Origin of the sequence: Pantoea sp. USMM079, assembly GCF_037153115.1 — a bacterium.
Lineage (GTDB): Bacteria > Pseudomonadota > Gammaproteobacteria > Enterobacterales > Enterobacteriaceae > Pantoea > Pantoea communis.
Genome location: NZ_JBBCKX010000018.1, coordinates 10,225 through 37,218, shown reverse-complemented (window position 1 = coordinate 37,218; position 26,994 = coordinate 10,225). Strand labels below are relative to the sequence as shown.

At 54.7% G+C, this 26,994-nt stretch carries 22 protein-coding genes and 1 pseudogene; 14 read left to right on the top strand and 9 right to left on the bottom strand.

What is annotated here, in order from left to right; all coding sequences use genetic code 11:
- Positions 1-12 precede the first annotated feature (12 nt).
- Complete coding sequence (locus WFP70_RS19265; protein ID WP_337024109.1) at positions 13-1,089, top strand: oxidoreductase; 1,077 nt, start codon at positions 13-15, stop codon at positions 1,087-1,089.
- A gap of 338 nt (positions 1,090-1,427) precedes the next feature.
- Positions 1,428-1,631 (top strand): type II toxin-antitoxin system VapB family antitoxin, encoded by a 204-nt coding sequence (locus WFP70_RS19260; RefSeq protein ID WP_337024108.1) that lies wholly within the window; start codon positions 1,428-1,430, stop codon positions 1,629-1,631.
- Positions 1,632-1,794: 163 nt separating this feature from the next.
- Here WFP70_RS19260 and WFP70_RS19255 read toward each other — a convergent pair whose 3' ends face one another.
- On the bottom strand, positions 1,795-2,727 hold the full coding sequence (locus WFP70_RS19255; protein ID WP_337024107.1) for an ornithine cyclodeaminase family protein: 933 nt from the start codon (positions 2,725-2,727) through the stop codon (positions 1,795-1,797).
- A 47-nt stretch (positions 2,728-2,774) separates the two neighbouring features.
- Positions 2,775-3,875, bottom strand: a complete 1,101-nt coding sequence (locus WFP70_RS19250; protein WP_337024106.1) for a cis-3-hydroxy-L-proline dehydratase — start codon at positions 3,873-3,875, stop codon at positions 2,775-2,777.
- 102 nt (positions 3,876-3,977) lie between these two features.
- Here WFP70_RS19250 and WFP70_RS19245 point away from each other — a divergent pair, with 102 nt between their 5' ends.
- Positions 3,978-5,006: a GlxA family transcriptional regulator gene (locus tag WFP70_RS19245; protein ID WP_337024105.1), complete on the top strand. Its 1,029-nt coding sequence runs from the start codon at positions 3,978-3,980 to the stop codon at positions 5,004-5,006.
- Positions 5,007-5,109: 103 nt separating this feature from the next.
- Here the strand turns inward: WFP70_RS19245 and WFP70_RS19240 are convergent, their stop codons facing one another.
- Positions 5,110-7,539 carry a membrane-bound PQQ-dependent dehydrogenase, glucose/quinate/shikimate family gene (locus WFP70_RS19240; RefSeq protein WP_337024104.1) on the bottom strand — a complete coding sequence of 810 codons (2,430 nt, stop codon included), beginning with the start codon at positions 7,537-7,539 and terminating at the stop codon, positions 5,110-5,112.
- A gap of 305 nt (positions 7,540-7,844) precedes the next feature.
- Between WFP70_RS19240 and WFP70_RS19235 the strand changes: the two genes are divergently transcribed.
- From WFP70_RS19235 to WFP70_RS19220, 4 genes are read left to right on the top strand one after another with little or no spacing between them, the layout of a single operon-like run.
- Positions 7,845-8,510, top strand: coding sequence for a haloacid dehalogenase type II (locus WFP70_RS19235; protein ID WP_337024103.1), 666 nt, complete (start codon positions 7,845-7,847; stop codon positions 8,508-8,510).
- 5 nt (positions 8,511-8,515) lie between these two features.
- Entirely contained in the window at positions 8,516-9,613 is a 1,098-nt protein-coding gene (locus WFP70_RS19230; protein WP_337024102.1) for a phosphotransferase, read from the top strand.
- The gene (locus tag WFP70_RS19225; RefSeq protein WP_337024101.1) at positions 9,610-10,959 is read left to right on the top strand and encodes an aspartate aminotransferase family protein; all 1,350 of its coding nucleotides are present in this window, start codon (positions 9,610-9,612) and stop codon (positions 10,957-10,959) included. The genes WFP70_RS19230 and WFP70_RS19225 overlap by 4 nt, the downstream gene beginning before the upstream one ends.
- Positions 10,960-10,987: 28 nt before the next feature.
- A complete protein-coding gene (locus WFP70_RS19220) occupies positions 10,988-11,491 on the top strand; it encodes an Lrp/AsnC family transcriptional regulator (RefSeq protein WP_337024100.1) in 504 nt (167 codons plus the stop codon).
- A 113-nt stretch (positions 11,492-11,604) separates the two neighbouring features.
- On the opposite strand, the pseudogene WFP70_RS19215 reads toward WFP70_RS19220, so the two are convergent.
- Positions 11,605-12,573, bottom strand: a pseudogene (locus WFP70_RS19215) (LysR family transcriptional regulator).
- Positions 12,574-12,658: 85 nt separating this feature from the next.
- On the opposite strand from WFP70_RS19215, the gene WFP70_RS19210 reads away from it, so the two are divergent.
- Positions 12,659-13,147, top strand: coding sequence for a GNAT family N-acetyltransferase (locus tag WFP70_RS19210; protein ID WP_200575610.1), 489 nt, complete (start codon positions 12,659-12,661; stop codon positions 13,145-13,147).
- 156 nt (positions 13,148-13,303) lie between these two features.
- Here the strand turns inward: WFP70_RS19210 and WFP70_RS19205 are convergent, their stop codons facing one another.
- Positions 13,304-13,513 carry a DUF1471 domain-containing protein gene (locus tag WFP70_RS19205; protein WP_200575606.1) on the bottom strand — a complete coding sequence of 70 codons (210 nt, stop codon included), beginning with the start codon at positions 13,511-13,513 and terminating at the stop codon, positions 13,304-13,306.
- A 298-nt stretch (positions 13,514-13,811) separates the two neighbouring features.
- Here WFP70_RS19205 and WFP70_RS19200 point away from each other — a divergent pair, with 298 nt between their 5' ends.
- Positions 13,812-14,537 carry a pirin family protein gene (locus WFP70_RS19200; protein ID WP_337024099.1) on the top strand — a complete coding sequence of 242 codons (726 nt, stop codon included), beginning with the start codon at positions 13,812-13,814 and terminating at the stop codon, positions 14,535-14,537.
- Positions 14,538-14,646: 109 nt separating this feature from the next.
- Here the strand turns inward: WFP70_RS19200 and WFP70_RS19195 are convergent, their stop codons facing one another.
- From WFP70_RS19195 to WFP70_RS19180, 4 genes are read right to left on the bottom strand one after another with little or no spacing between them, the layout of a single operon-like run.
- A complete protein-coding gene (locus tag WFP70_RS19195) occupies positions 14,647-15,483 on the bottom strand; it encodes an alpha/beta fold hydrolase (protein ID WP_337024098.1) in 837 nt (278 codons plus the stop codon).
- Between the two features lie 48 nt (positions 15,484-15,531).
- Positions 15,532-17,175 carry an MFS transporter gene (locus WFP70_RS19190; protein WP_337024097.1) on the bottom strand — a complete coding sequence of 548 codons (1,644 nt, stop codon included), beginning with the start codon at positions 17,173-17,175 and terminating at the stop codon, positions 15,532-15,534.
- Positions 17,162-17,584 carry a DoxX family protein gene (locus WFP70_RS19185; RefSeq protein ID WP_337024096.1) on the bottom strand — a complete coding sequence of 141 codons (423 nt, stop codon included), beginning with the start codon at positions 17,582-17,584 and terminating at the stop codon, positions 17,162-17,164. The genes WFP70_RS19190 and WFP70_RS19185 overlap by 14 nt, the downstream gene beginning before the upstream one ends.
- A 5-nt stretch (positions 17,585-17,589) precedes the next feature.
- Entirely contained in the window at positions 17,590-19,467 is a 1,878-nt protein-coding gene (locus WFP70_RS19180; protein WP_337024095.1) for an amidohydrolase, read from the bottom strand.
- Positions 19,468-19,743: 276 nt separating this feature from the next.
- On the opposite strand from WFP70_RS19180, the gene WFP70_RS19175 reads away from it, so the two are divergent.
- The 5 genes from WFP70_RS19175 to WFP70_RS19155 are packed head-to-tail and all read left to right on the top strand — an operon-like array spanning position 19,744 to position 26,990.
- A complete protein-coding gene (locus WFP70_RS19175; RefSeq protein ID WP_200575588.1) occupies positions 19,744-20,436 on the top strand; it encodes a hydrolase in 693 nt (230 codons plus the stop codon).
- Positions 20,437-20,487: 51 nt separating this feature from the next.
- Complete coding sequence (locus WFP70_RS19170) at positions 20,488-20,739, top strand: DUF1427 family protein (RefSeq protein WP_337024094.1); 252 nt, start codon at positions 20,488-20,490, stop codon at positions 20,737-20,739.
- A 2-nt stretch (positions 20,740-20,741) separates the two neighbouring features.
- Complete coding sequence (locus WFP70_RS19165; RefSeq protein WP_200575584.1) at positions 20,742-20,996, top strand: DUF1427 family protein; 255 nt, start codon at positions 20,742-20,744, stop codon at positions 20,994-20,996.
- A gap of 43 nt (positions 20,997-21,039) precedes the next feature.
- Entirely contained in the window at positions 21,040-21,426 is a 387-nt protein-coding gene (locus WFP70_RS19160; RefSeq protein WP_337024093.1) for a response regulator transcription factor, read from the top strand.
- Positions 21,423-26,990, top strand: a complete 5,568-nt coding sequence (locus WFP70_RS19155) for an AAA family ATPase (protein WP_337024092.1) — start codon at positions 21,423-21,425, stop codon at positions 26,988-26,990. Before WFP70_RS19160 ends, WFP70_RS19155 begins: the two co-directional genes overlap by 4 nt.
- Positions 26,991-26,994 lie beyond the last annotated feature (4 nt).

The following is a 26,994-nucleotide window of genomic DNA, read 5'->3' as shown; positions in this document are numbered from 1 at the left end:
GAGGAGTCAGAAATGAGTATTCAGAAAGAGATTCGCGTCGCCCTCATCGGCTACGGATTTGTCGGTAAAACATTTCATGCACCTTTAATTCAATCCGTTCCCGGTTTGAAGCTGCATGTTGTTTCGTCTGGCAGTGAGGAGAAGGTCAAAAAGGACCTGCCTGACGTCATCGTTCTCGACTCCCCGGAAGCGGCCATCCAGCATGCAGATATTGATTTGGTGGTGATCGCCTCGCCCAATGCGACTCATGCACCCCTGGCGAAGCTGGCGCTGAATGCCGGTAAGCATGTGGTGGTGGATAAACCCTTTACGCTGGATCTAGCAGAGGCCAGAGAACTGGCGGCACTGGCCAGCGAGAAGAAGTTACTGCTCTCAGTATTTCAGAACCGCCGCTGGGATACCGATTACCTGGGGGTAAAAAAGGTCATCGATTCTGGCGCGATCGGTCAGGTCAAACATTTCGAGTCTCACATAGACCGATTCCGCCCGGAAGTGCGCGACCGCTGGAGAGAACACGATATTCCTGGCAGCGGCTTATGGTTCGACATTGGGCCTCATATCATCGATCAGGCGCTGCAGCTGTTCGGACTGCCAGAAACCGTTTCTGGTGACATCGCCGTCCTGCGTCATGGCGGAAAAAGCAATGACTGGGCGCACGTCACGCTTAGCTACCCTGAGCATAAAGTGATCCTGCATGCCAGCATGCTCGCCGCGGGTGGCGTGTCACGCTTTACCGTTCACGGGGACAAGGGCAGTGTGGTTAAACCCAAAGCCGACCAGCAGGAAGCGCAACTGATTGCTGGCATCGAACCGGGTTCCGCGACCTGGGGCGAAGATCAGGATGATTTGATGGTATTTGACAGCAATCTGCAGGTCACGTCAGTCAAAACGCCAAAAGGTGACCAGCGTCAGTACTATATCCAGGTGCGAGATGCGCTGGCGGGCAAGCAGGCTAATCCAGTTTCTCCCGCTCAGGCGATTGCCGTCATGGCGGTGATTGAAGCGGCAGTGCGCTCATCGGAGACGGGCACGGTGCAGAAACTCGCGCTGAGTGAAGCTGAAGCTGGTGCGTTTTATCAACTGAGTTAGCCGGGCGGGGCTTTACGGACAAGCTTTTATACGCTGGTACAAGCGTGCCAGCGTATTAGAAGCCTCTGACAAGCCTGTCATGCATGGAATCAATCGTGCCGCAATGGAATCTCACATCTCCGGGCGCGGCGCGATTGATGTGCTGATCGTTTCCGCGAGATTTTATCCTGGGCGATGAAGGATGGGATTCAGCACAAATTTTTCGTACATAGCTAAGGTCATGATTGCCGTCGATGCTGTTACGCTCCGTACCAATGTCATCATCACGGTGAGAAATTGACCTGATTTTTTATTTGGTGCATTTTTACATCACATTACGAATCCTCTCAGGTGGCGAGATGCTTATTACTGTGACAATTGATGATGCGTTATATGCCCAGGCTTTGGATATGGCCGATCCAAATATGGATAAGGCTGATATTTTCGTTGAAGCGATGAAAACGTTTGTACGGCTTCAGGCTTCAAAACGCCTTGCTTCTTTGGGTGGTACAGTGCCGGAAATGGAAGGCATCACCCGCCGTCGTGAAGAACCATTTGCGTAATGCCCATTCTGGTAGGACTGTCTTTTTAGCAGCACGGCAGCAACGTTCTAAACAGTATTGTCTTTTTAGCGCAACGCTTTTCCACTTCTGCATCCAGCAATGAGTTTTTGCAGCCCATCCTGAAGTCTCCAATCAGCCCAAAGCATTCCTGATCATCCAGGCATCAATCCACTTTCAAAAGATCAATCACGCACTGACTCATCATCAAATCAAGATGCGCACCACCTGCATTTTTATAAACGGTAATGTCCTCATCCGTGCGCTGGCGGTCAAAACCTTGGCACAGTTCGAACAGATCTGCCTTAATCTGCTGTTCGCTAATCTCTCCGCTTTGTAGAGGAATCGCGATGTCTCCCGCAAGCAGCGCGGCGGCGCGATCATCGACAAAGATTCGAGCCTTCTGTAGCAGCGCACCGTCCGCTTCCTGCATATCTGGGCGGTAGCCACCGACTAAATCGATATGTGTACCCGGCTTAACCCAACTCCCTTTAATTACCGGGCTGGTGGCGCTGGTTGCCGTGGAAATGATGTCTGCGCGGGAAACGGCGGTGGCGAGATCGGGCGCAATGCTGGCGTTAATGCCTTGCTGGCGGAGGCTGTCTAAAAGTGGATGAAGCTTCTCTGAGGAGCGATTCCACAGCAATACTTCTGAAATGCCCGGGCGAACCTGTAAATGTGCCTGTACCAAAGCTCGTGCAATGGGGCCTGCGCCAATCACCAGCAGCGTGTGGCTATCTGGGCGACTGAGATACTGGGATGCCAAAGCTGAATCGGCTGCCGTTTTAAAACAGGTGATGGCGGGACCATCCAGAATGGCAGATACCGCTTTTGTTGTCTGATCGAACACCACAAAAGCGGCGTGCTCTGCTGGTAAGGGAGGCTGCGCCTGAACATTTTCTGGATAGATGGAAGCGAGCTTAATACCTGCGCCATAGCCGGGCAAGATCACCCCGCGGCTGAACAGGCCAAAGGTGGCATCGCCAATGAAATACTGGTCGCCAAGCGGACGTGCGCCCTGGTGTCCTCGTTCAAGCGCCTCAATCGCCGTTTTCCAACTTAACGTTGCATGGATGTCCTGTGCAGATATGAATTGCATAATTTCTCCATTCAGAGCGGGTGCCACGACGAGTGGCACCGGTTTTCTTATTGCGTAATAATCGCGACAGGCTCGCCTAATACAGACATGTCCGGGACCACACCCAAACCCGGTTTATCGGAGGCGATCATAAAGCCATCCTGGATGCGCGGTCCGCCGTCAGCAATTTTGATGCTGTGATACTCGTGGAAAGCCGAGGACTGGAAATGGCACTCGTTGGGTGTCGAATGGGCGAGATGGTTTAGCGCGGAGGTCGCGATTTCACCGCCCCATGAATCTTCAATCGTCAGGTTGATACCCAGTGATACGCAGAGGTCTCTGAACTGTCGTGCCTTGGTTAAACCACCGATAAGGCTGACCTTAAGGTTGACGACATCCATGGCACTGTCCTGGTAACCGCGCAGCAAAACGCGAAGATCATCCATGCATTCATCGAGAATAAAAGGGTGATCGCTGTGGCGGCGCACCGTCAGGCACTCTTCATACGAGAGGCAGGGTTGTTCAATGTAGATATCGACATCCTTGATCGCCTTAACCACTCTGACGGCTTCGTGTTGTTTCCAGCCGGTGTTGGCATCTGCCGCCAGCACGTTGCCTTTTTTCAGCACTTCACTCACCGCAAAGATGCGCTCTATATCATCGCTGGTATTGGCGCCGACCTTCATCTGGAACTGGCGAAAGCCTTGCTGCTGATATTCCATCAGCTTTTTCGCCATCGCGGCCGGTTCCTGACGGCTGACCACCTTGAACAGCGTGACCTTTTCCTGCAACAGCCCCCCTAGCAAGTTATAAACCGGTTGGCCAGTAGCTTTGCCGAGCAGATCCCAGCAGGCCATATCAATCGCTGATTTCACGTAAGGATGGCCCTTCAGTAAGGCATCCATGGTTTGATTGATTTTGCCCAGCTGTAGCGGATCCTCACCAATAAGCCCCTTAGCCAGTTTTGCTAACCCAGCTCGCGCACCTTCAGCATAAGCCGGAAGATACGAGGGACCCAGCGGGCAGATTTCGCCCACGCCGGTCAAACCGCTGTCGGTTTCAATGATAATCACCGTGCTGTCAAACGCATCAAAGCTCTGCGTTGACCAGCTATAAGTCTCTTTCAATGCCAGATCGACCTGATGGATGGCGATTTTAACGATTTTCATTTTTGCGCCTTGTAGGGGGAGAAGAGGCTTAACTGTATCTGTATATTTGATGTATAAATTGTAGATACAAGACAAATATGGGTACATTCCGGCAGGTATGAAATGAGCCAACTCGCGTCACCGATAACCTCAATAAAACCCGCTTTTGAGAGCGATTCACCTCTACGCGTCGGTATCCTTGCAGCACCTGATTTCACCCTGTTGTCTCTCTCGTGCTTTATTGATTTTTTGCGACTTTCCTCCGATGAACGTGACTACAGTCGACAAATCTATTGCCATTGGGATTTACTCTCCGATAACACTGACCCCATTTCCTCCAGCTGCGGCATTCCCCTGATCCCGGGCCGTTTGTTTGGTGATCCTCGGGAATATGACTGCATTGTGGTACACGGCGGAATACTGCATGGCACTACCCCCGTACCGGATGCCTATCTCGCGTTTATTCGCCAAGCCGTCGCCAGCCAGGTCAGAGTGATCGGACTGTGCACCGGGCAATTTCTGCTGGCGAGATTGGGATTATTAACAGGGCTGCGCTGTGCGGTGCATTTTTCATTGGCGGAAGAGATGCAAGCGCTGTACCCGGATGTCATTCCTGTCACGGATCAGCCTGTGGTACACGATGGAGGAATCACCACTTGCCCGGGTGGATTGGCGTCTATCAATCTGGCGGCGCAGTTGGTCACGGAGAAATGCGGACAGATACGCGCCGATAAAACGCTTCATTATTTGCTGGCCGATCGTGGTTTTGATGAAATGCGTGAGAGGAAGCAGGAGGGGGAGTTGGGCCTGAAGTGTTCTGATCAGCGGGTTGCTAATGCCGTGGGGTTAATGCTGCAACGCATCCACGAATCTGGCAGCGTGGCGGACATCGCAAAGCTTGTTGGTGTGACTGAGCGAGAACTCACGCGTTTATTCAATCAGTATCTCAGGGCTTCGCCTGCCATGTACTGGCGTCAGTTACGTTTGAAGGCGGCACACTGGCAGGTTATCAACAGCTCCCGCTCTATCACGCAAATCGCGTACGAATGCGGATTCACCGACAGTTCCCATCTGATTTACTGGTTTAAACGCACCTATCACGCAACGCCCTCGCGTTTACGCAAACTGCGTCAGACAGTAGGCATTCACTAAGGGGCGGTTGGATTATGCAACTTCTAAAACATGACGCTGATTTAAGTTGCAGATATTGAGGCCATAGAAAACCGCCATTCCTCAGGAATGGCGGTTTATCAGATTACGGCAATTTATAAGCAATCACATAATCACCACGATCCGGTGAGTTACGTGCGCCGCCTGCAGAGATAAGCAGGTACTGCTTGCCATCCACCGGTGACTTATAGCTGATTGGCGTGCCCTGGCTGCCCACTGGCAGTCGCGCTTTCCACACCTCTTTACCGGTAGAAGTATCGAAGCCGCGCAGATAGTAATCCTGCGTGGAGGCGATAAACACTAAACCGCCCTGAGTCGCGAGCGTACCGCCAATGGTTGGCATACCAATTGGCATCTGCAGGCCGATTTTCACGCCGAAGGGACCGGTATCCTGTACGGTACCGACGGGCACCTGCCAGGCAATTTTCTGCGTTTTCAAGTCAACCGCGGTCAGCGTGCCGAACGGTGGCTTCTGGCAAGGGATCTCCAGCGGTGACATAAAGCGCACTTTGGCATTAATGGCATACGGCGTTCCTGCTAACGGCAGAGGACGGCTGATTGCCGCGGCTTCGTTGCCATCATTTTTCGCGCCCTGAATCTCCGGTGATGCCGGAATCAACTGCACTTCCAGACCCACGCGCATATCGTTAATAAACAGGTATTGATTGACCGGGTCAATCGACAATCCGCCCCAGTTCATGCCGCCCAGTGAACCCGGCAGATTGAGTGAAGGATCGGTACCTGGCGGGGTGAAGAGCCCGTTATAACGTTTGGATTTGAACTGAATGCGACAAATCAGCTGATCGAATGGCGTGGCGCCCCACATATCCGACTCTTTCAACACATCCGCACCAATGGTAGGCATGCCGACTGAGAAGGGTTGTGTCGGTGAATAGATCTCATCCGGGATCTGCCCTTTGGACACCGGGCGCTCTTCCACTTTGGTTAACGGTTTACCGGTGGCGCGATCCAGTACAAAAAGCTGGCCCGATTTGGTGCCGAAAATGAGTGCCGGTGTGGTTTTGCCATCAGGCCCTGGGAAGTCAGAGAAAGAGGGCTGCATCGGCACATCGAAGTCCCACAGATCGTTATGAACTGTCTGATAGACCCATTTCACCCGGCCGGTGCTGGCATCCACTGCCACCATCGAGGCACCAAACTTACGATCCAGCGGGTTGTGTTTCACGCCCCATAAATCGACCGCCGCGCTGCCGGTTGGCATATAAACGGTGTTGGAATGGCTGTCATAAGACATTGGCGCCCACACGTTGGGTGTCGAGCGTGCATAGGTTTGACCCTCTTCTGGCGCCTGTTTGTGCTCAGGGTTGCCTGGATCAAACGCCCAACGCAGTTGGCCGGTGATGACATCAAATCCACGCACCACGCCGCCTGGCATATCGGTCGCCACGTTATCCGCGACGCGACCGCCGATGACCACGGTCGTGCCCGCCAGGGTTGGCGCAGAGGTAGGGTAGTATTCGCCTTTGTCCGCGCCTTTACCCATATGATCGCTCAGGCTGACACGGCCGTTGTTACCGAAGTCATGGCAGAACTCACCGGTATCAGCATCCAGCGCAATCAGCTCTGGCGTCACGCTGTTCATCAGAATACGACGCTGGCACTGAGCATTTGCCGCAACAGACACGGTGCTCACCGGCGTGGAATCCGGCAAATCAGGTTGTTGCAATGGCGCCTGTGCATCGAAGTAGGCTAACCCGCGACAACGCATCCATTTTTTCTGCTTAGCGTTGATTTCAGTTTTCCACAGCTCTTTGCCCGTGGTGGCATCAACCGCAATCACGTTGTTATGCGGAGTGCACAAATAGAGGCGGTTGCCGATCTGCAAAGGTGTTTGCTGGTCTTCCGCTCCGCCACCGTTCGGGCTGACCGGGATATCCCCGGTGCGGTAGGTCCATGCAACCTGCAGGTCCTTCACATTGTCGCGGGTGATTTGATCCAGTGCGACAAAGCGCGTCCCGCCTGAGGTGTTGCCGTAGTTGTCCCAGTTGACCTGCTCTTCGCCTGGCTTCACTTTGACCAGCGGCAGTGCATCACCTGAAGGGCTGATAGGGTCGTGCGGCACAAACATGCCGCCAAGGGTGGCAGCGAAGGCAATCGCCAGTCCACCGGCTAAGGAGGCGGTGAGCTTCCAGCCTGACTTTTTACCAGCTTTCTTAAGCAGAAGCGGTAAGGAGAGAGCCACTAAGATGCCAAAGCCTGCCAGCGTCAACAGTCGTGAGACCAGTGGCCAGAAATCCAGGCCGACATCCCACAGCGCCCAAATAGCGGTGCCCAGCAGCACAACGCCATACAGCAACGCGCCGCTAACCCGTTGGCGGATAATCTGCACTCCCGAAATGAGCAATGCCACGCCAGCAATCAGGAAATACGCACTGCCGTGCAGGCTGACCAGTTGCCAGCCGTAAAAGGTTAGAAATGCGGCCATCACCAGAATGATGGCACCCAAAATAGCAAGCCATGCGGCTGCTGGTTTGGACAGTTTATGACCAGACATAAATGTTCCCTAAGGTGTAACGCAAGCAATAACAGCAAGGCTAAATCCTTACTGTTTGTAAAGTTTATCAATGAGGTGTAAAAAAATGCGCGGTAATGTTAGTGAGTTTTTAAACCAATGGCTACCGATCATTGATTGGTACTGAATGAGGACAAATTAGGCGTTGGGAGAGGTGTGCAGAGAATCAAAATGCTGAGATGCATTGAGATTTAAGTAGAAGTTACCCGATAACGATTATTTTAAGAATTTTTGTGTTTGGCCCGGCAGATATACTTTGTTTATGTTTAGCAGAGAGGGTTAATGCAATGATTTTTAAGCCGAAATTTATCAGTTTTGATTGCTACGGTACGCTCATTAATTTTGAAATGGGGCCAACAGCTAAGACACTTTTCACCGATCGTGTGCCACCCAACGTCATGCCTGCCTTCCTGGAAAGTTTCCGTTTTTATCGCCTTGATGAGGTGCTGGGTGACTGGAAGCCGTTCCTGTCAGTCATTGAGAACGCCCTCCAACGAGCCTGTCTTGCTCACGATATTGAGTATCGCGCCTCCGATGCCTTCGCTCTCTATGACGCCGTTCCGACCTGGCAGCCCCATCCTCATGTGGTCGAAACGCTGGAAATTGTCGCCCGTCATATTCCGCTGGTGATTTTATCGAACTCAATGACAGATCTGATTCCCCATAGCGTTGCCCATCTCAAGGCGCCGTTCCATGCGGTTTACACCGCTGAAGAGGCCCGCGCGTATAAGCCTCGCGCGCAGATGTTCGAGTATATGTTTGACCAGCTAGGCTGCGGCCCAGAAGAGATGATGCATTGCTCGTCGAGTTTCCGCTACGACATGATGACGGCGTACGACCTTGGTTTTATGGCCAGAGCCTTTATCGATCGTGGACATGAAGCTTACTCTGAAGGCTATGACGTGAATCGTCTCACCGACTTCCGTCAGCTGCCTGGCTTACTGGGGCTGTGATGCCGATGAGCGAGCCCAATGATAACGCAACGCAAACCCTGCAGAAGGGCGAGGCAAAAAGCGCTGCCGCACTAAGCACCGACGCGCCAGCCATCAGCCTACCGGAAATTCAATGCAGGGTGGCAGATCTGTATGGCATTGAGGGGCATGTCAGGTTTCTGGCCGGTGAGCGCGATCAGAACTGCTGTATTGAGCAATCAAACGGGACTCGCTACATCTTCAAGATCAGCAACCCGTCTGAATCGGAACCGGTGGTCGATTTTCAGGTGGCGGCGCTAAATCATGTCGCAAGCACCTCGCCCGATTTGCCGATTCCGCGAGTCATCACTACATCGTCCGGGCACTCGCATACCTATGTCACGTGGCAAGACGGCTCGACCACGCTGGTGCGCATGCTCAGCTACCTGGATGGGGTGCAGGTTAAGGAAACATCGCGAACGGTGATACAGCGGCGTGCCATGGGGCAATGTCTGGCGCGACTCGACCTCGCGTTGCAGGGGTTTTCACATCCTGCAGCTAACCATGATCTGCTGTGGAATGTTTCCGCTGCCCATCGTCTGACGGATAAGTTGGCAGAGCTGATTGATCCCGAAAAACGCAAGCTGGCGGATGTGTTTATGTCCCGGTTCAAACAACATGTCTTGCCTGTGTTGCCAACGCTACGATCTCAGGTCATCCACAATGACTTTCATCTCTATAACGTGTTGGTTGCGCCGCAAGAGCCAGATTGCATTACCGGGATCATCGACTTCGGTGACCTGCTTTACGCGCCACTGGTCGGGGAAGTCGCCACCGCTGCCGCTTTCCATATGACCGGTATCCGTGACCCTTTTGCCGGCCCTGCTCAGTTCGTCGGCGCTTACCACCACTCGCTGCCGCTCGCTGATGCAGAGCTCGAGATTGTGACCGATCTGATGGCAACCCGCCATTTGATCACCGCGCTGATCTCCGAGTGGCGCGCAATCCGCTATCCGCACAATCGTGACTACATCCTGCGGCACAATCCGGCAGCGTGGGAAGCGCTGGCACAACTGGCCGACTTCTCTCGTGAGAACGCACGCGATCGGCTGCTATCGAACATCCCTAATCGGAGACAGCAATGAAAAGTACCACCGACCTGAATATGGTGAATGCCTACATTCCCGGCCGTGCTGACGTGGGGCCCGTTACAGCGGGCATGATTGAAAGGCGCGATACGCTGTTGGGACCTGCCTATCGCCTGATGTATGAGCATCCATTGCATATTGTGCGCGGCGAGGGGGCATGGCTGATTGATGCCGAGGGCCGTCGCTATCTGGACGTTTACAACAATGTGACGTCATTAGGGCACTGCCACCCGGCAGTGAGCGAGGCGATTTGTGCACAGGTACAAACGCTGGCGACCAATACGCGCTATCTTCATGAAACCATCCTGGAATTGGCTGAGCGCCTACTGGCGACCGTGTCGGAAACAGCACTGGCGCATCTGATGCTGACCTGCACGGGGAGTGAGGCAAACGACCTGGCCTACCGCATCGCCAAAGTGCGCACAGGCGGCACCGGAATCATCGTTACCGAGACGGCTTACCACGGCATTACCGACACCGTTTCTCAGTTTTCGCCTTCCCTTGGTGTGGACGTCGATCTTGGGCCGCACGTCCGTCTGGTACCCGCGCCCTGTCAGTACCATGCTAATGGCGAGGATCTCGGTGAGCGCTTCACGCAAGATGTCCAGGCGGCGATTGCCGATCTTCAGCGTCATGGCATCAAGCCTGCTGTATTGATCGTCGACTCCTTATTCACCAGCGACGGCATTCTGCCCGGTTCAAAAGGCTTCCTCAAAGGGGCCGTCGAGGCGATCAAACTGGCCGGTGGCTTGTTTATTGCTGATGAAGTGCAGCCGGGATTTGGTCGAACCGGAGAGCATATGTGGGGCTTCCAGCGTCATGGTGTGATGCCGGACATCGTGACCCTGGGCAAGCCGATGGGCAACGGTCAGCCGATTGCCGGTCTGCTCGCTACTGCTGATGTGCTGGCAGAGTTTGGTCAGCGCTCCCGCTACTTCAATACCTTTGCCGGCAATACCGTTTCCTGCGCGGCGGCTGTTGCAGTGCTAAAAACCATCGAAAACGAAGGCTTGATTGCACATGCACGCCATGTGGGCAACGTCCTGCTTAATGGCATCTCAGCACTTTGTGCACGACACCCCACCATAGGTGATGTCAGGGGAGCTGGCTTGTTCGTCGGTGTTGAGCTGGTGGCCGATCGTCAAAGTCGCACTCCAGATCGCTGGCTGACCAATCAGGTGGTGAATCTGATGCGGCAAAAAGGCGTGTTGATCAGTGCCTGCGCGAAGGGACACAATGTGTTGAAAATCCGGCCTCCGTTGATCCTCACTGAGGAACAGGCAGGCACGGTCATTGAGGTTCTCGACCAGGCGCTGACCGAGGCCTCTGCGGCGAGAGCGTGACAGGGCACTTTCAGGAACGTATTCACCTATGGCAACGCCGAAATCACTGGATCTTGCAGACCTGAGAATTCTTGAACATCTTCAACGCGATGGCCGCTGCTCCAATCTGGATCTGGCCGAGGCAATAAGCCTCAGTGCCAGCCCCTGTCTGACGCGCACCAAACGTCTGGAGCAGAGCGGCGTGATTTCCGGCTACAGTGCCAAAATCGACCTGGATAAACTGGGCAGCAACGTGGTGGTGTTTTCCGAGATCACCCTGAGCAGCCATATACCTGCTGATTTTCGCAAGTTCGAGCAAGGGGCGAGCAAATATCGTGAAATTGTGGAGTGCTATAACGTCAGTGGCGGTTACGATTACCTGCTCAAGATTATCGCGCCCACCATATCGATGTTTCAGGATCTGATGGAACGCCTGTTGGAGGACGATATCGGCATTGAAAAATTCGCCAGCCGTATCGTTCTCCGCCAGCCTTATCCGCAGCGTGGAGAGCCGCTTAACGTGATTGCCCATGGTGTTGCGAGCTGGAAGTAGGGTCGGAAGTCTCACCGCGAGAAATCCATCCCCTTCGCTTGCAGCCTGATAATGAAGGCGATGACAAACAGCATAAAAGGGCGATGCCAGCACTGACGCCCTGAATAGCGCCATCACCCATATATTGCGGTTGTGAGAGACGAGTCAGTTGGTCGCGCAACATCGTCGAGAGATTTCATCTGTTCGACCATCACAGACTTTAGCCAGTCGGTGGCTTCCCGTTTTCCGCTGCGTTTATGGGTATAGATCTTCACAGTGAAGCGGGGTGCCTTAAACGGTAACGGGAAAGTGCTTACGTTGACGGTGGGAGCTAATTTCCCCGCCACGAACGAAGGAATCGCCATCAGCAGATCACTCTCAGCCACGATAAAAGGCGAACTGAGCATCGACGGGGTTTTGATTACCGTTCTTCGTTTCAGACCCAGTCGTTCAAGGTGCGAGTCCAGCAATCCCTGTTTCTCATTCCAGGGAGTGACGACCAGATGGCCTGCTGACAGATACGATTCCAGTGTCAGACGGGTTCGTTTCGGATTACTGATCACCACAAACTCATCACTGAATAAATCGGTCTCTTCCATGTCGGGATGTTTGCCATCCCCCGGCTCGCTGAAGCTCAGCGCAAGATCGACTTCACCGGCCAGCAGTTCAGTGAGCGCCGGGTTGTGCGGTAAATGGCACAGTTCAAAACTCAGGTGAGGGGCGGCATCACTAAGGGCCTTCATCAGACCGGGAAACACGCAGAACGCGGTGTAATCCGTTACCGCAATTTTAAAACAGTCCTGGTTTAACAGGGGATTAAACGGTTCTGCAGGGCAAAGGTGTTTGTTTAGCGCGGCCAGCGTCTCGGCAATAAAGGGCGCCAGCTAGCAGGCATAAACGCTTGGGCACATTTTATGTCCATCGCGGTAAAACAGCGGATCTTTGAGGAACTCACGCAAGCGCGTTAAAGCGTGACTGAGGGCAGAAGTGCTCAAGGAGAGTTCAATCGCTGCCAGTCTCACCGATCGGTGTCTGAACACCGCGTCAAAAACCGGTAAGAGATTAAGATCCAGCCGCCGCAATATATGATGCATGAAATTCACCTATTGTTGATTTTATTGCACTTCATTCACTCAACATTACCCTTTATCATCCAAAGCTTCAATTCATTGAAATAAAGAAGCTTTTATGACCCTGACTGTCCGGCAAGCCTGCCCTGATGATGCAGAAGCGATCTACAACATGATTGCTGAACTCTCTGTTTATAAACACGGTTTACAGGATTCGCTGACCAGTCCGGAAGCCATTAAAAGCATGCTGTTCAGCCCTGAAAGCAATACCGAGGCATACCTGTGCGAAATCAACGGTCGGGTGGCGGGTTATGCCGTGATCACCAGCAGCTATTCTGCCTGGCTGGGTCGGCGTGGCATTTATATGGAAGATCTCTATTTTTCGCCGGATTACCGCGGGCTCGGCGTGGGTAAGGCCCTGCTCAAATTCATTGCGCAGGAAGCGGTCAGACGTCAGTGTGGTCGGATTGAATGGAGCGCGCTGAGCTGGGATCAACCCGCCAAAGAGTTCTATCAAAGCATTGATGCGCTGCCATTAAACGAATGGGTGCGCTATCGACTGGACGGGCAGGCGCTGGAGCGGTTTGCCGAAAGTCATCTGAGTTGACGCTTCTGACATTCTCTAGCAGAAAACCCTTTGCACGCCTCTCCCTTGACCGATGCCTGAAGTCACGTCATCGGTGCCCCATAGTGAGTTATCAATACCAAACAAAAAAGGCCACCTCGCGGCAGCCTTCTCTGGCAATTCTTTTTGCGACCATGATTATTTGGTCAAACGCGCCGTCATATGCACCTGATTGCCTGCGTAGGCTTCCGTGATGCTGTAGCCGGAATGTGCCAGTTTTGCTTTGGCGGCAATCTGCGCTTCGGCACCGTCTAAGGTTGAAGCGGTTGCAGTGATGGTCTGGGCGAAACTCGCAGATGAAACCAGTGAGAGTGCGATAACTGCAACGAAAGTTTTGATGTTTTTCATGGTCATTTCCTTAGGTTAATTTAGATTTGGTGAGGCGTTTTGCCTCGATGTGATGAATGGTAGACCTAAGGTGCGAACATGAAAATCACATATTCATGTTCAATTAAGTCAAAAAAATTGAATAATAATTGACGGTCTTTTTCCTCCTTTATCAGAACAAATACGCTTTTAGAACTGACAACTAAAATGAGACATTTATTGCCGATTTGGCGCATTGTTGACGAATTATGTTTACGATAATTTTTCTCCTATCGAAAGGGCACTGGCGTCTTTTCCCTTACATTTTTGGAGAGTAAACATGATTGAACAACGCTTAGCCGATGCTCGTGGTCTCGGTGATCATGGCTGGTTGCATTCACGCCATACGTTTTCATTCGCCAATTACTGGGATCCCAAACAAACCGGTTTCTCTGACTTGCTGGTTATTAATGATGACAGGGTGGCAAAGGGGCGGGGTTTTGGCGCGCATCCGCACAGCAATATGGAAATCATCTCTTATGTATTAGAGGGCGCGCTGGAGCATAAGGATTCAATGGGTACCGGTTCGGTCATTGTACCGGGTGATGTCCAGTTAATGAGTGCAGGCACCGGGGTGACGCACAGTGAGTTTAACCACTCAAGAGATAACGGCGTTCACTTTCTGCAAATCTGGGTGGTCCCGGCGGAGAAGGGCAGTGAGCCGCGTTATCAACAGACGCGCATCTCTGAAGAAGAGAAACGCGGCAGGTTCAGGCTGATCATTTCGCCGGACGGTGAGCAGGACTCTCTGCAGATCCGCCAGGACATGCGCATCTATGCCGGCCTGTTTGACGGTGATGAGCAGGAAACGGTACATCTGGATGTCAACCGCTATGCCTATATTCACGTGGCGAAGGGCAGTGTGGTGGTGAATAGGGTGATATTTAACGCGGGCGATGGTGCGCGCGTACGCCAGGAGTCACTGCTGACCTTCAGTGGCGGCAATACGGCGGAAGTTCTGCTGTTTGATGTGCGGCCATTAGAGACCAATCAGCCCACGCGGTAAAAAAACCGGCTTGGGAGCCGGTCAGTGAAAGCTTCTCCACTCAAGATGACAGCCATTAAGTGATGTGTGGCTGTCATTTTTTACGATCAGAATGAGGGAACTGATCGTTCTACGCTTTATGCAATGACAGTGTCTTCAGGAATGACAGCAGATCAGCGTTCAGCTCATCACCGTGGGTGACGGCAAAGCCGTGCGGCGCGTTGTCATACACCTTCAGTTTGGCCCCCTGAATCATCTCTGCGGCCAGTTTGCCCGTGGTCTCAAACGGCACCACCTGGTCATTGCTGCCGTGGATCACCAGCGCCGGCACATCGATTTTGGCCATATCCGGACGGAAGTCGGTTTCGGAGAACGCGGTGACACAATCGAGCGTGCCTTTCAACGACGCCAGCAGCGCGATGTTCAGCGTTTGCGTCAATACACCCTCAGACACAGTCTGGCCTGCATTGGTGCCGTAGAACGGCGCGGCGAAATCACTGATAAACTGCGCGCGATCTTTACGCAGCCCCTGACGGATCCCTTCGAATACTGACAGGTCAACACCCGCCGGATAGTCTTCCGCCTTACCGAAGATCGGCGTCACTGCACCCAGCAGCACCAGGCCGTCCACGCGCCCCGTACCGTAGTTATTGATATAACGCGTGACATCACCACCACCCATCGAGAAGCCGACCAGCGTCACATCCTGAAGGTCGAGGCAGGTGATCAGGTCGTTAATATCAGAGGCGAAAGTGTTGTAATCGTAACCCGTCCACGGCTGGTCTGAACGGCCGAACCCACGGCGGTCAAAAGCGATCACGCGATAGCCATTTTCGGCCAGCAGGTTCAACTGGTTGTCCCACATATCCCCATCCAGCGGCCAGCCGTGGCTAAACAGTACCGGCTTTCCTTTACCCCAGTCTTTGTAATACAGGTTAGTGCCATCAGCTGTTTTGATCGTGCTCATCGTGATTTTCCTTGCGTTAAATTGAACAACAATAGTTGAGGTTGATGCTTATACCGGCGCGACCAGATAGCGCGCCTGCGGCATGTTTTCACCCTGATGGAATTGATAGACACGGGTCTGGATCTTCTGATCGTTCATGGTGTAGCGCTCCAGCTGGCGCAGGTGTTCCATCCAGGATCCCACCACAAAGGTTTCAACAAAGATGCCCGGTTGCAGAATGTCTTCATACACGGCCCAGTTATCCGCGCCGCCACGACGTCGAACGCGGCGCATATCCTGCATGCAAAGCGTGAAAGCATGCGCATCTTCCAGCCGGATCAGATACTCGTAACTGACACGGACCGGCCCGCGATCGTGATGAATTTCCAGTGCGGGGATGCTCTCGCTGACGTCGCTGACGTCCAGATTGAGATCCGGGTCCTGATCCAATCGCCAGCGCAGCACCGTCAGGCTGGCCAACGCCATACCCACCGTCGCCACGCACAGTGAGACCGGAATGCTGAAGTGCGAGGCCAGCTGGCCCCAGATGGCGCTGCCGACGGTCATCGAGCCAAAAAACACCGTCAGATACACCGCCAGCGCGCGCGCTTTCACCCACTTGGCGGCACTGCGCTGCGCACCCACGTTGAGCGTGGAGAGCACGGCAATCCAGGCGAAGCCGGTGAAGAACTCACACACATTCAGCAGCCAGAAATGACGGACGAATGCCAGCGCCAGCATCGTGGCGGCAAACATCAGGCTGGCCAGCACCATCAGTCGGTCCGGGTTTAAGCGTTGACGCAAACGCGGCAGCAGCACTGCACCGCAAATAGCGCCAACACCGATAAACGCCAGCATAATGCCGTAGCCGCCAGGCCCTAATCCCAGCTCACGGCGCGCCACCAGTGGCAGCAATGCCCAGCCCGCGCTGCCGAACACAAAGAACGCCACGGTGCGCACCAGCACATTGCGCAGCACCGGTGCGGCGTGGACGTAGCGAATACCCGCGCGCACCGCTGAGAAGAAGTGCTCAGGCGGCAGGCGCTGCACGCTGGGGGCCTCCTTCCAGCGATAAAGCACCCATGCCACGCCCAGCACCGACAGAGCGTTGAGCATGAACACCATCCACGGACCGGCGAAGGAGAGGATTAAACCCCCGAGCGCCGGGCCAATGGCACGGCTGATATTGATGCCCAGCGAGTTCAGCGCAATCGCCGGACTCAGCTCATGTTTCTCCACCAGATCCGGCACGATGGCCTGAAAAGGCGGTGAACTCATCGCCGCGCCTGCGCTCATCAGAAACGCCGCCATCAGCAGCACCAGCGGCGTGACGTGACCGGTGAAGGAGAGCACGGTCAGACTGGCTGCCGCGATAAACACCCACAGCTGGGAGAACAGCAGATACTTACGACGGTCGATAATATCCGCCAGCACGCCTGACGGCAGTGCAAACAGGAACATCGGCAGACTGCTGGCCGCCTGGACCAACGCGACATTCAGCGGGTCGGCGCTGAGCGTCAGCATGGTCCAGTTAACCCCGACATCGTTCATCCATGAGCCGATGTTGGAGACCACGGTGGCAATCCACAGCATGCGAAAAATCGGCTGACGCAGTGGTTGCCAGGGTGATGCGCTGGTTGAGGTCACTGTGGCTGGCGTGGCGATGGCGTCCTCTTCCTGAGGAACGTCATTGATATCATTAACCTGCGCCATGTCGGATTCCCTGCTGTTTCGTGGTCGCGATACGCCACGTGCCTGGTCCGGTAATGGCCAGGGTGGTGAAGATAATCAGCAGCAGCCAACCAAACTGACCTTCAGCAATGCTCCAGCCGGGGTGCACAAACACCATCGCCACCAGCAGCACGCCGATAATCGGTAGGCAGGCCAGGCGAGTGAAGATGCCCAGCAGGATGAAGATGGGGCAGATCACCTCGGCAAAGATGGCCGGGATTAAGCTCATATAAGGACCGAGGCCAAAAGGATCCTCGATACGTGTCAGTTCTTCGCTGAAATGAAACACCTTAGGCAGCCCGTGTACGTGCAGTAACAGCAGGCAGCCGGTCAGGCGCAGGAAGAACAGCCCCGCATTCACGCGGGGCGGCTGAGAGAAGAAACTCGTCATGTTGATCAGAACGCGAAGCAGCTGCAGCCGAGCGCGCCCCAGAAGGCGTTCTCTTCCGACACCGGCAGGTTGGCACTGCGCGCGATATCGTGTGAATGGCTGTGTACGCCACACGGCCCGCTGCACTGGTGCGGCATCGGCTGCATGCCGACGCGCGTCTGTGCCGTTGGCGGCGCGCTGCGATAGTGACCCGGCACCCTCACCACCGGGGACCACTCTGGCAGCACCGGAATAGACGGTGGGGCTTCTGAGCTGAACGAACCGGCGGCATAGACGATATTGCCGTCGACCAGGGTCAGAACCGACTCGATTCCTTTGATCTCCTCTTCCGGCACGCTGAAGTAGTCCTTGCTCAGCACCACCATGTCCGCCAGCTGGCCAGCTTTGATCTGACCTTTTTTCCCCTGCTCGCTGGAGAACCAGGCGCTGCCCTGCGTCCACAGCATCAGCGCGGTGTCACGGTCGAGGCGGGCGTTGACGTCATACATCTGCATGCCGCCGACGGTGCGACCGGAGACCAGCCAGTAAAGTGCGGTCCACGGGTTATAGCTGGCGACGCGAGTGGCATCCGTACCCAAACCGACCGGCACGCCGGTTTCCAGCATACGCGCCACCGGCGGAGTATGGCGGGTGGCTTCAATGCCGTAGCGTTCGGCAAAGTATTCGCCCTGGAAAGCCATGCGGTGCTGAACCGCGATGCCGCCGCCCAGCTCTTTAATACGGTCGATGTTCCGTTGCGTCACGGTTTCGGCATGGTCGAAGAACCAGTGCAGACCATTGAATGGAATATCGCGGTTCACTTTTTCAAACACATCGAGCATGCGGCTAATGGATTCGTCGTAGGTGGCGTGCAGACGGAACGGCCAGCGATGTTCAACCAGATGGCGTACCACGCGCTCCAGTTCATCTTCCATACCTGGCGCCAGATCCGGACGCGGCTCAAGGAAATCCTCGAAGTCAGCGGCGGAGAACACCAGCATTTCACCGGCACCGTTGTGACGGAAATAGTCGCTGCCCTGACCCGGCGTCAGCATGTCGGTCCATTTCTCGAAATCTTCCAGTTCGTGCCCGGGGCGCTGGGTAAACAGGTTATAGGCGATACGAATCGTCATCTGCTTCTTCTCATGCAGTTCAGCGATGACTTCGTAATCTTCCGGGTAGTTCTGGAAACCACCGCCTGCATCAATGGCGCTGGTCAGGCCGAGGCGGTTCAGTTCGCGCATAAACTGACGGGTCGAGTTGACCTGCTGTTCCAGCGGTAACTTAGGACCCTTGGCCAGGGTGGCATAAAGGATCATGGCGTTCGGGCGAGCAATCAGCATGCCGGTTGGGGTGCCATTACTGTCACGCTGGATTTCGCCACCTGGCGGGTTGGGGGTGTCTTTGGTGTAACCCACTACTTTCAGCGCAGCGCGGTTGAGCAGGGCGCGATCGTAGAGGTGCAGCACAAACACCGGCGTGTCCGGTGCCGCTTCGTTGATCTCATCCAGTGTTGGCATGCGGCGTTCAGCAAACTGGAACTCCGTCCAGCCGCCCACCACGCGTACCCACTGCGGATTTGGCGTACGCAGCGCCTGTTCTTTCAGCATGCGCAGCGCGTCAAACACCGAGGGCACGCCTTCCCAGCGCAATTCGAGGTTGTAGTTGAGGCCGCCACGAATCAGGTGCAGGTGCGAGTCATTCAGACCCGGCACGGCGGTGTGGCCCTTCAGGTCGATGACTTTAGTGCCTTCGCAGTGATGCTGCATCACTTCGGCAAGGGTGCCGACTTCCAGAAATTTACCATCGCGAATCGCCACCGCATCGGCAACCGGATTGCCGCGATCAACGGTGTGAAAACGGCCATTGGTGAGAATGACGTCCGCCTTACCTAAAGTCACCATAAAACCTCCTGAAGAGAGTGGTCCTGCACATGCGCAAGAGAAGTAATAGGAGGAATTATGTTCAGGTGGCCAGGAGAGCGTCTAGTTATACAAAGGGATAGGTATACCTTCGTATAGTTATACCTAGAGATAATAGTGTGGAAAAAAAAGGCTCCCTACACTGCGCTGAGACAGTGAGTCTGAGCTGCCGTAAACGCGGCATCCCTGGCATGACTGTTCTTTTGACACCGTTCAATTTCGCGAAATTTCGCCACACTAACCTCAATGGGCAAAACCATGACCACTAGCAAACTTGAAGTACTGACGCCGCAGAATTGCCAGATCATCTTTATCGACCAGCAGCCACAGATGGCGTTTGGCGTGCAGTCGATTGACCGTCAGGTGCTGAAAAACAACGTTGTCGCATTAGCGAAAGCGGCCAAAGTCTTCAACATTCCTACCGTGCTGACCACCGTTGAGACGGAGAGCTTCTCAGGCAACACGTTCCCGGAGTTGCTGGATGTGTTCCCGGGTCAGGACATTCTTGAGCGTACCTCAATGAACTCCTGGGATGACCAGAAAGTGCGTGATGCGCTGAAAGCCAATGGTAAGAAAAAGGTGGTGGTATCGGGCCTGTGGACGGAAGTGTGCAACAACACCTTTGCACTGTGCGCGATGCTGGAAGGCGACTACGAAATTTACATGGTGGCGGATGCATCAGGCGGCACCACCAAAGAGGCTCACGACTATGCGATGCAGCGCATGATTCAGGCTGGCGTAATCCCGGTGACCTGGCAGCAGGTGATGCTGGAGTGGCAACGTGACTGGGCGCACAAAGACACCTACACCGCGGTGATGGATATCGCCAAAGAGCACTCCGGTGCCTACGGTATCGGCGTGGATTACGCCTACACCATGGTTCATAAAGCGCCTTCTCGTCAGAAGAGTGAGCACCGTACCCTGGCGCCGGTTCCTGCCCCGGTTCGCTAATGTGTTAAGGGCCAGACCTGTGCGCTGGCCCCCTTTTAAAAAGGAGGACCCATGAGTCCTTTGCTGATTTCTCTGGGGGCTGGCGCGTTAGCCGGTCTTATTTATGCACTGCTCAAGGTTCGCTCTCCGGCCCCGCCAGCCGTGGCACTGATTGGCCTGCTGGGCATGGTGATTGGCAGTGCGCTGGGCGGTAAGCTGCTGCATCAGGGTACGGCTGCGTTTACGCCGGCGGGTGTCACGCTCCCCGTGGCAGCGGACGCTCGTCCTCACGCCTCGCTCTTGACCTCAGGACGGGTGGGATAATCATGCTGAAATCCTATGTTTTATCGCTCGTGGTAGGCATACTCATCGGCTTACTTTATGCCGTCATGGATGTCAGTTCCCCGGCTCCACCTGTCATCGCGCTGTTGGGCCTGTTGGGGATGCAAATCGGCGAACATATTATTCCGGTTTGCCAACGGCTGATAAAGCGTGAACGGATCGCTCTCTCCTGGTTCCGCCACGAATATCCACCGAGAGCCATTGATACTCCACCGGCCTCGGGTGATAAAAACGCCTAATGATGCGCGTCAGGGAGTCGTAAATTTTATTAAGGAATACAGCATGCAGCTGTCGCAGCGCATCATCATTGTGGATGATGACCGTTCCGTTCGCAGTGCCCTGACCAACCTGCTGCAGTCTGAAGGCTATGAGACGCAGGCATTCGAATCAGCGGAAGCATTGTTAAGTGATGAAGCAGCGCTCAGAGAGGCAGCGCTGTTTATCATTGACGTCGAACTCAAAGGCATGTCTGGTTTTGACCTGTTTAAAGAACTGATAACACAGCTGAACAACCCGCCAGGCATCATCATTTCGGGCAATGGCGATGACAATTTACTGTGGTACGCCATCAACCTGGGCGCCATCACCTTCATGCGCAAGCCTATTGATATTGACGCGCTGTTCGAACATATTCGGGCTGAGTTATCTGCCCGGACGTTGCGACCATGAGTTCACTTTTTCTGGCTTTGAACCTGTCTGATGAAACCGCTTATGTACTGAATGATGACATCGTGTTCAGCCCGCTGGCACAGGAAGGCAACATCGAGTGGCTGCTCGGCAGGCATGCGGTGTCAGGTGAAAGCGTTATGTTGGCGACCGCCGCCAGCGAAGAGGCGGTTTTTCAGGTCACCCAAATGCTGAAAAATGAGTTTGCCCTGCGAGCGATGCTCTCCGAGAGCGGGGCGATCAAACCCATTCGATATACCTCCTATCAGGGGCGTTATGCGCTGCTCTATACCCCGTTTAACTATCGCACACTGGCTGACCAGCTGTGCATGCCCCCCGGCAACCTGAAGAGATTCTTCCACAAAGCCACACTGCTATGTGAGGCGCTCGGCAAGATGCATTTGCAAGGCCTGGTGCACGGCGACATCAAACCCTCTCACTTTTTCTTTACTGAAGAGAATGTGGTGCAACTGGGTGGCTTCGGGCTCTCCTCGCTGGAATCCGATTTGATGCAACCCGCCCGCACGCCGGTCATCGGCGGCACGCTGGCCTATATGTCGCCTGAACATACCTCGCGCACGGTACATCGCGTCAGCCGCATCAGCGATTTGTACAGTCTGGGCATCGTGCTTTATGAGTTGCTGACGGGCAAATTGCCCTACGGTAGCGCGAACGGTGGCATGTCTGAGTGGGTACATCATCACATCGCATCAGAAGCGATCCCGCCGCACATGCTGCGCCGCGATGTGCCGGTGGTGCTGTCATCGATTATTTTACGCCTGCTGGCGAAGTCTCCTGAGTATCGTTACCAGACGGTAGAAGGGGTGATGGCGGATTTAAAACGCTGTGAATCCAACCTGATGCCAGATGGCGCCGTTGAGTCATTCGCGCTGGGACAACAAGACGCACAGCCGCTGACGCTCTCCTCCGAGACGCTGTATGCCGATCACGCACAGGCAGCGGATGTGCTGGCGGCATTTGATGATGTTAGCCGCAGCGGGAAGCACACGCTGGTGGTGATCAACGGCGCACCAGGCTCGGGGAAGTCATCGTTAATCGTCTCGGCACTGAAGGTTTTACGCAGTAAAAACGCCATGCTGACGGTAGTGAAAGCCGATAAAAACTCACCTGTGCTGCCGTTCTCGGTGTTTACCACCGCTTTTCGTATGCTGACGTTGCATCTTCTGGGGCTGCCGGCCGAGGAGATGGCGCGCTGGAAAGCGCATATTTCACGCATTCTTGGCGAGTTTGCCGGATTGGCTGTCAATCTGGTGCCGGAACTGGGCGTGGTGCTCGACAAGAGAGCGGTGGCGCAGCGTGATACGAATTTACCCGACGCGCGCGATCGCTTAAACCTGGTCGCCTGCAGCCTGGTCAGAGCCTTTACCGCACCAGGACGGCCGCTGGTGATGCTAATCGATGATGTGCACTGGGCCGATCAGGCGACCCTTCAGCTGCTGCAAAATCTGCTGAGCCTGAGCGAGGATCTCCCGCTTTTACTGGTGATCAGCCATCGTGATAGCGTTTCAATGCCCTGTCCTCACGTTGCAGGCACTCTCAGCCGCATTCGCGCCTGCGCATCACGCATTATCGATCTGACCCCTGAGCCGTTGTCGGCTAAAAATATTGCGCGCTGGCTGGCGGGCATGTTTCACAGCCGCAGTGCCGCCACTGCCGAGCTGGCACAAATCGTGTTTGAAAAAACCGCGGGCAATCCCCTCGCGACCCATGAGTTTTTCCGTCAGGCGGTGCGTGATCACCACATCACCCATCACGCCGCCTTTAAATGGACCTATGACGCGCAGGCATTAAAAAACAGCCATTACGCGGCAAATGTCGCAGCCTGCGTGCTGGAAGATCTTAAAACGCTGCCTCGTGCCGCTCACACGCTGTTGGGTGAGCTGGCACTGATTGGTGCCACTGGCACACTTCGCGACATCAGCACGATCCTGGCGCTTTCACCGCAAAGGGTCGTTGAGAGACTCAAACCTGCTGCGGAGAACCGTTTAATCGCATTAAGTGACACCACGTGGTCATTTATGCATGACAGCGTGCATGAAGCGGCAATGGGGTTGCTGAGTCCTGAGGAGAAGGATGATTTTCATTTTGCTGCGGCGCGTTATTACCTGCAGGAGTCCAGCCTCGACCTGGCCAATGCCCCGCTGTTCAGCGCTGCCCATCACCTGGTGTCGGTCCAGAATATCGCAGTGATTGCCGATGAAACGGCGCAATTTTGCCCGCTGCTTTTGCAGGCAACACGGCGAGCAAAAATCACCGGTGACTATGTCTCTGCGCTTCGCTATCTCCAGTTTGCCCGTCAGATAACGCTTCGTTCCGGCAGTGAGTGCAGTAATGAATTTCTGCTGGAGGAGGCTGAATGCGAATTCCTCAACGGTAATTTGCTGCGTGCCATGACGCTTAGCTCGCAGATTTTGGTCTCGCCCGGTGAGGTAACGGACAAGGCGGAAGCAGCCAGTCTGATCGCTGAAATTCATATGCGCAGGTCAGACAGCCAACTGGCGCTGGAAACCGCACTTGCCTGGTTGGCGGTGTTTGGCATCCAGCTGAATCGCTACCCCGATCAGGCCGAGTGTGATGCGGCAAGAATGCTGCTCAAAGAGGACGTGGGTAAAAATCCTTACACACGCTTTCGATCATTGCCGCGGGTGAGTTGTAAAAAAACCGAAGCGATCATGAATTTGATGGCGAGTGCCAGTACCTTCGCGGCGTTTATTTGCCCGCGTTTGCAATTCCTGATCCTGTGCAAACTGCTGCATCTGACCATGGCACGCGGCCTGAGCGGTGCCTCGACGCTCGCGCTGTCATGGTATGGCGTGGTGTGTGGCGATCAGTATGATGAGTACAGCCGTGGATTTGCCAGCGCGTTACTGGCACGTGAGCTGGTGTACAAGCACGACTTCGTGAGTTACAAGGCACGCACGCTGCTGCCACTCGATCAGGTCAGTATCTGGACGATGCCGCTCACCTATGCCATTGAACGCGCAAAAGCTGCGTTTGATGTCGGGGTCGAAATTGGCGATCGGACATCGGCGTGTCTGGCGCTGCGTCATCTGGTGATGAATTACCTCACGCGTGGCGATCACCTTGACGGCGTTTGTACTTCGATCTCGCGTGGCATGACCTACGTGCGCAAGGCGCAGTTCCGCGACGTTGAAATTGTGTTAGGGATGCAGCTGGACTACGTGATGTTTTTGCGTAAGCCGCGCGGGGAGATTTTCTCTGGGAATCACTTTATACCGCCTGATTTAGACAAAAAGCTGCATGAGTTTGCCATCGAGCCGGTGCTGCTGATGCAGTTCTGGTGCCGCCTCTACAAGGGCATGGCACACTTTTTTGCCGGTGAATATGAGGAGGCGGGAAGGTATTTAGCTGATGCCGCCCCTTTTACCGACTTTATTCCGGGTCATGTGCATCTGCTGGACCTTCATCTCTATAGCGCGCTGTCACTCTCCATCCCACTCAAGGCAGAGGAATATACAGCCGAACATCGGCAGGTACTGCTGCGCCATCTTGAGAGGCTGGTGACCTGGTCGAATGAGAATGAGAAGACCTTTGCGGACAAAGAGGCGCTGCTACGGGCTGAACTGGACAGGCTGGAAGGCGAAACCGCTAAGGCTACTGAGCAGTACGAAAAAGCCATCGATTTATCCCGTCAGGGTGAGTTCCATCATATCAACGGACTGGCCTGCGAGCTGGCGGCTCGAACGGCCGAGGCCCGGGGTATGCGCTTTGCGGCAGAAGCTTATATCAAAGGCGCCATCGCGGCCTGGGGGCGGTGGGGCGCTGGCGCCAAAGTGCACCAACTTGAATCGCTTTACCCCGGATTAGCGCACCCTTCGCCGCATACGGCGCTGGATACCGTGGCGTTTGAACAGAGCGCCGCCATCAGCGATCTGCAAAGTATGGTCACGGCGATGCGTGCGCTAACCGAAGAGATCAATCTGGACCGTCTGATCCATACCCTGATGGTGATGCTGGTGGAGCGAGCCGGGGCGCAGGACTGTATGCTGATCCGGCTGGTCGATGGCAATGTGCCGGAGATACAGGCGAGAGCGACCACCACCGCTCAGGGGATTCGGGTCAAAATTGTTAAAGAGGTGCCGGTTGCCACGGATCTGCCGCTGTCCATCTTGTCCGCTGTCATACGCACCGGTAAGGAGATCCGCACCGGTAAGCCGGAAGTGTTCAGCCCCTTTAGCCAGGACAACTATCTGGTGGCTTCCGGAGCGGCCGTGATGTGTGTGCCGATGTTCAAGCAGGCGCAGATGGTGGGTGTGCTGTATCTGGAAAACCGACTGATGCCGGATGTGTTTACCGCCGAACATTCGCGCATTGTCTCGATGCTGGGCTCGCAGGCGGCCGTGTCGCTGGAAACGGCCCGGCTCTACGCCGAGCTGATGGACGAAAACATCCAGCGTGGCAAAATTGAGAAGCAGCTGCGCGCCAGTCAGACGTCATTAATGCTGGGTGAGAAAATCAGCCATACCGGCACCTGGCACTGGCTGATGGAACCGGATATCCAGTTCATCTCGGACGAGTACAAACGCATCATGGGCCTGCCTGACGGACAGAAGACCACCTCCATGGCGGAGTTCCAGAGCCGAGTGCACCCTGATGATATTCCCTGCCTCAGGGAACTGATTGATTCGCACTCCCGTCAGGGACTCATTATGCAGGCGGAGTTCCGAATCATCCGCGATGATGGTGAATGCCGCTACATCAAAGGCATTGGTGAGCCAGTCGATACCTGGCCCGAAGTACGGGAGTACTTCGGCACGCTGACGGATATCACCAGCCAGCGACTCTCCGAAGATGCCACGCGTATCGCGCAGGCCGAACTGGCTCGCGTGGCACGCGCCACCACAGTTGGGCAGTTGACCTCATCCATCGCGCATGAAATTAATCAGCCGCTGATGTCGATAGTGGCCAATGCGGGTGCCAGCCTGCGATGGCTGAAACGCGATCCCGCCAATCTTGAGAATGCCAGTCACAGCCTGGAGGAGATCATCCGGGAAGGGCGTCGCGCAGGTGATATTATTCGCGGATTGCAGGCGCTGACGCGTAATCAGGTTTCTGAATTTGCACCGGCCAGACTGCATCAGCTGGCGCGCGACATCCTGAACCTCTCCAGAATGGAACTGGAAAGACGCTATATCTCACTGGAGCTGGACTTCAAAGCGCAGATTGATGAGGTTTATTGTGAGCGGGTGCAGATTCAGCAGGTGCTGCTCAATCTGGTGATCAATGCTATTGAGGCCATGACAGACAACAGCGGCCTTTGCACGCTGCGATTGTCATCGTCTCATCCACGGCCAGATGTTATTCGCTTCGAGGTGGCTGATAACGGGACTGGACTCTCTGAAGAAGTGATTGGAAAAATTTTCGATTCATTCTACACCACCAAAGCGGAAGGCATGGGCATGGGTTTAACCATCAGCCATGAGATTATTAAGCGGCACGGCGGAGAGATTGGCGCCGGGAATCGGCAGGAGCAGGGAAGCGTGTTCTGGTTTACGCTGCCGGTTCATCAGCAGCCTGTGAATTGAAGAA